General features: G+C 73.8%; 3 protein-coding genes and 1 pseudogene. 3 read left to right on the top strand and 1 reads right to left on the bottom strand.

The window, feature by feature from the left end; genetic code table 11:
* Positions 1-127: pseudogene (locus tag EF903_RS35580) on the top strand (DUF2092 domain-containing protein); the annotation flags it as partial.
* A 325-nt stretch (positions 128-452) separates the two neighbouring features.
* Entirely contained in the window at positions 453-1,961 is a 1,509-nt protein-coding gene (gene hflX, locus EF903_RS28730; RefSeq protein ID WP_125547931.1) for a GTPase HflX, read from the top strand.
* A gap of 84 nt (positions 1,962-2,045) precedes the next feature.
* Here hflX and EF903_RS28725 read toward each other — a convergent pair whose 3' ends face one another.
* Positions 2,046-3,218: a serine protease gene (locus EF903_RS28725; protein ID WP_125547930.1), complete on the bottom strand. Its 1,173-nt coding sequence runs from the start codon at positions 3,216-3,218 to the stop codon at positions 2,046-2,048.
* Positions 3,219-3,518: 300 nt separating this feature from the next.
* On the opposite strand from EF903_RS28725, the gene EF903_RS28720 reads away from it, so the two are divergent.
* A complete protein-coding gene (locus tag EF903_RS28720; protein WP_185902879.1) occupies positions 3,519-4,892 on the top strand; it encodes a diaminobutyrate--2-oxoglutarate transaminase family protein in 1,374 nt (457 codons plus the stop codon).
* Positions 4,893-4,931 lie beyond the last annotated feature (39 nt).

The following is a 4,931-nucleotide window of genomic DNA, read 5'->3' as shown; positions in this document are numbered from 1 at the left end:
CGTGCCGCTGCGCGTCCAGGTGCTCTCGGCCGAGGGCGGCAAGCCGATCCTGGACGCCGGCTTCACGAAGGTCGACTTCGCCAAGCCCGCCGCGGACACCTTCGCCTTCACCGCGCCCAAGGGCGCCTCGCCTCCGAGGAGGCCGGACGCGACATGGAGCCCTTCCTGAAGCCCTGGCTGTACGGCAAGACCACGCCCCCGATGCCCGGACACCCGGAGTGGGGCGGCGCGAAAAGCGTGTGACCCGGCAGGAAGGGGCATGTCACCATCGACGGGGCCGCACGGCGCCGGGGAATCTCCCGGCGGCATGCGACGTTGCACACGTCAGTAAGGTGTCGCACGTGCTTCCGGCGGCCGCGGCCGCCGGAAACGGCCCCGACCGCCCACGGCGGCCGGGCACCCGCCGAGGCGGGCCCCTTCCGACACCGCCCACACACCGACGTAAGGATCCAATGACCTCCTCTTCTTCCGCTTCCCAGGACGCGCGGGCCGCACAGGACGACGTGCGCGAACCGCAGAGCTTCACCGAGAGCCTCCGGGCCGACGCCCTGATGGAAGAGGACGTCGCCTGGAGCCACGAGGTCGACGGAGACCGGGACGGCGACCAGTTCGACCGCTCCGAGCGCGCCGCACTCCGGCGCGTCGCCGGCCTCTCCACCGAGCTCGAAGACGTCACCGAGGTCGAGTACCGACAGCTCCGCCTGGAGCGCGTGGTCCTCGTCGGCGTGTGGACGTCCGGCACCGTGCAGGACGCCGAGAACTCCCTCGCGGAGCTCGCCGCCCTCGCCGAGACCGCCGGCGCCCTCGTCCTCGACGGCGTCATCCAGCGCCGCGACAAGCCCGACCCGGCCACCTTCATCGGCTCCGGCAAGGCGCGCGAACTGCGCGACATCGTGCTGGAGAGCGGCGCCGACACCGTCGTCTGCGACGGCGAGCTCAGCCCCGGCCAGCTCATCGCCCTCGAAGACGTCGTGAAGGTCAAGGTCGTCGACCGGACCGCGCTGATCCTCGACATCTTCGCCCAGCACGCCAAGTCCCGAGAGGGCAAGGCACAGGTCGCCCTCGCGCAGATGCAGTACATGCTTCCGCGCCTGCGCGGCTGGGGCCAGTCGCTGTCCCGGCAGATGGGCGGCGGCGGAGGCGGCGGCATGGCCACCCGCGGCCCCGGTGAGACCAAGATCGAGACGGACCGGCGCCGGATCCGCGAAAAGATGGCGAAGATGCGCCGGGAGATCGCGGAGATGAAGACCGGCCGCGACATCAAGCGCCAGGAGCGCCGCCGCAACAAGGTGCCCTCCGTCGCCATCGCGGGCTACACCAACGCCGGCAAGTCCTCCCTGCTCAACCGCCTCACCGGCGCGGGCGTCCTCGTCGAGAACGCCCTGTTCGCCACCCTCGACCCGACCGTGCGCCGGGCCGAGACGCCCAGCGGCCGGGTCTACACCCTGGCCGACACCGTCGGCTTCGTCCGGCACCTGCCCCACCACCTGGTCGAGGCATTCCGCTCCACGATGGAGGAGGTCGGGGACGCCGACCTCATCCTGCACATCGTGGACGGCTCGCACCCCGCCCCGGAGGAGCAGCTCGCCGCCGTCCGCGAGGTCATCCGGGAGGTCGGCGCGGCCGACGTGCCCGAGATCGTCGTGGTCAACAAGGCGGACGCCGCGGACCCGCTGGTCCTCCAGCGGCTCCTGCGCATCGAGCGGCACTCGATCGCCGTCTCCGCGCGCACCGGGCAGGGCATCGAGGAGCTCCTGCGGCTCATCGACGCCGAACTGCCCCGGCCGTCCGTCGAGGTGGAGGCCCTCGTGCCGTACACCCACGGCTCGCTGGTCGCCCGGGCGCACGCCGAGGGCGAGGTGGTCTCCGAGGAGCACACCCCGGAGGGCACCCTGCTCAAGGTGCTCGTCCACCCGGAACTGGCCGCCGAACTGGCGCCGTTCGTTCCGGCCAAGCAGTAGCCGCGCCGCCCGGACCGCCGGGCGCGCGAAAGCCGAGGGCCCCCCGCACGCGCAGGGGGCCCTCGGCCGTGTCCGGCTGCCGGACTACTTGAACTTGGCGCTCACCGCGTCGAAGATCCCCTTGGCCTCCGGGCCCAGCCGCGGACCCGCCAGCCAGCCCGCCTTCGCCGGGCCGATCGACGTGTTCGACACCAGCGCCGGCTTGCCGTCACTGCCCGCGGCGATCCAGCCGCCGCCCGACGAACCGCCCGTCATCGTGCAGCCGATGCGGTACATCACCGGATCGTTCGCCTTCAGCGTCAGCCGTCCCGGCTTGTCCGTGCACTGGTACGCCCTCTGCCCGTCGAACGGCGCCGACGCCGGGTAGCCCGTCGCCGTCATCCCGGACACCTTCGGCACCGCCGGCGCGTTGAACTCCACCGGGAGCGCCGCACCGACCGTCTCCTCCAGCGACTTGCCGGTGCTCTTCTCCGGCACCACGTGCAGCACCGCGAAGTCGTAGGGGGCACCCGCACCGCCCGTCGGGCCGCCCGTGGCGATCCACTGGTCGGAGGTCTGCGCCCAGTCGCTCCACCACACGCCGTACGGGGCCACCTCCTGCCGGGGCGCGCCCTTGAGCTGCGCCGCCGACTTGCCCGCGTTGTTGTACGACGGGACGAAGGCGATGTTCCGGTACCAGCCGCCGGCCTTGCCGGCGTGCACGCAGTGCCCGGCCGTCCAGACCAGGTTCGACTTGCCCGGGTGCGCCGGGTCCTTCACCACGGTCGCCGAGCACACCATGGAGCCCTCGGGGCCGTCGAAGAACACCTTGCCCGACGCGGGGATCGCCGAGTGGTACGGCGTGGCCGCCGGCTTCGCCGGCACCGGGGCCGGAGCCGGGTCGGTGACGCCCTGGTCCTTGCCCGCGTCGGGGTCGACCGCCGGGGGCTGCGGCGTCTTCGCCGCCTCCCGCATCCGGTCCGGGTCCCACAGGCCCTCGATGACCGGGTTGATGTAGTCGCCCGCCTCGCGGAGCCAGTCCTCCTTCTTCCAGTTCTTCCACTCACCTCCCCGCCACTTCTCCAGGTCGATGCCGTGCTGCTTCAGCTTGTCCTTCAGCTGGTCCGGGATCTTGATCCCGTCGCCTCCGGACGGAAGGCTCGCCGCCACGGTGGGCTTGGCGTCGCCGCCGGCCTCCCCGTCGCCCGGGCCGCAGGCGGCGGTCATCGCGAGTGCCGCCGCGCACAGGATCGCGGTGACCGGTCGGTTCGGTCGCATGTCGTGAGTCCCCCTGGTGTTTCCGGGCATGGGCTGCGGACGCCGTGAGGTGCGGCCGCGGATGCAGCACCCCACTATGCCGTCGCAGTCGGGGACGGCGCAGGCCACCCCCTCGGTTCCCGTCCGGCCCTCCGCTGACCGGACTTCCCGCCCCGCCGCACCAAGGTTCTTGCGACCGCCCCGTGTTCCGGCGCCGCCGCCGTCGTTGGTACGTACGGGGAGAGCGGGGCCGGCGGGGAAGCGGCATCCGGGTCAGAAACGATCCGGCAGGGCGATTTCAGTGCGGGAGGTCCGACACTCGTGGCATTGACGGAGCAGGACACGGTCCCGGCCCAGGTACCGCCCCAAGGGGGCCGGGCGCCCGAAGCGGGCGGAGCGGCCGCGGCGGAGGGCATCCTGCGGCGGCAGGCGATGCGGGAGTCCGCGGCGCGCACGTACGCCCGCTCCCTGCCGATCGTGCCCGTGCGGGCCCGCGGTCTCACCATCGAGGGCGCGGACGGCCGCCGCTACCTCGACTGCCTGTCCGGCGCGGGAACCCTCGCGCTGGGGCACAACCACCCCGTGGTGCTGGAAGCCGTACGGGGCGTCCTCGACTCGGGGGCCCCGCTGCACGTCCTCGACCTCGCGACGCCGGTCAAGGACGCCTTCACCACCGAGCTGTTCGCCACCCTGCCCGGCGAACTGGCCGCCGACGCCCGGATCCAGTTCTGCGGGCCCGCCGGCACCGACGCGGTGGAGGCCGCGCTCACCCTGGTCCGCACCGCGACCGGGCGCTCCGGGCTCCTCGCCTTCACCGGCGCCTACCACGGCATGACCGCGGGCTCCCTCGGCGCGTCGGGCGGCGCCCCGGACGTGAGGGTGACGCGGCTGCCGTACCCGCAGGACCACCGCTGCCCGTTCGGCGTCGGCGGCGCCGAGGGTGCGCGGCTCGGCGCCCGCTGGACCGAGAGCCTGCTCGACGACCCCAAGGGCGGGGTGCCGACGCCGGCCGGGATGCTCGTCGAGCCCGTGCAGGGCGAGGGCGGGGTCCTGCCCGCCCCGGACGCCTGGCTGCGCAGCATGCGCGCGATCACCGCGGCGCGGGACATCCCGCTCATCGCGGACGAGGTGCAGACGGGCGTCGGCCGGACCGGCGCCTTCTGGGGCGTCGACCACGCCGGGGTCGTCCCCGACGTGATGGTCATGTCGAAGGCCATCGGCGGCAGTCTGCCGCTGGCGGTGATCGTGTACCGGTCCGCGCTGGACGTGTGGGCTCCCGGCGCCCACGCGGGCACGTTCCGCGGCAACCAGCTCGCGATGGCGGCCGGCGCCGCGACCCTCGCCTACGTACGGGAGAACCGCCTCGCCGAACGCGCCGCGGAGATCGGTGCGCGCATGCTCACCGCCCTGCGTGCGCTGGCCGCGCAGCAGCCGTGCGTCGCGGACGTCCGGGGCCGCGGCCTGATGATCGGCGTCGAACTCGCCGACCCGGCGACCGGTGCCGCCGCGAGCGACCTCGCCGCAACCGTCCGCCGGGAGTGCCTGCGCCGCGGCCTGATCGTGGAGCTGGGCGGCCGCCACTCCGGCGTCGTACGCCTCCTGCCGCCGCTGACCATCACCGACGAACAGGCCGCGGCGGTCCTGGACCGCCTGGCGGACGCCATCACCGCCGCAGCCGGCCGGCACCCCCTCTGACCCGCCCCGCGGCCCGGCGGAACCGTGCCGCGGCAGCCC

This window comes from Streptomyces sp. WAC05292 (assembly GCF_003949955.1).
In the GTDB taxonomy this organism is placed as follows: domain Bacteria; phylum Actinomycetota; class Actinomycetes; order Streptomycetales; family Streptomycetaceae; genus Streptomyces; species Streptomyces globosus.
This window is presented reverse-complemented; position numbering and strand designations above follow the sequence as displayed.

Bases quoted from the DNA above. Each gene is read 5' to 3' on its own strand.
- hflX (WP_125547931.1), top strand. From the start codon at position 453: ATGACCTCCTCTTCTTCCGCTTCCCAGGACGCGCGGGCCGCACAGGAC.
- EF903_RS28725 (WP_125547930.1), bottom strand. From the start codon at position 3,218: ATGCGACCGAACCGACCGGTCACCGCGATCCTGTGCGCGGCGGCACTC.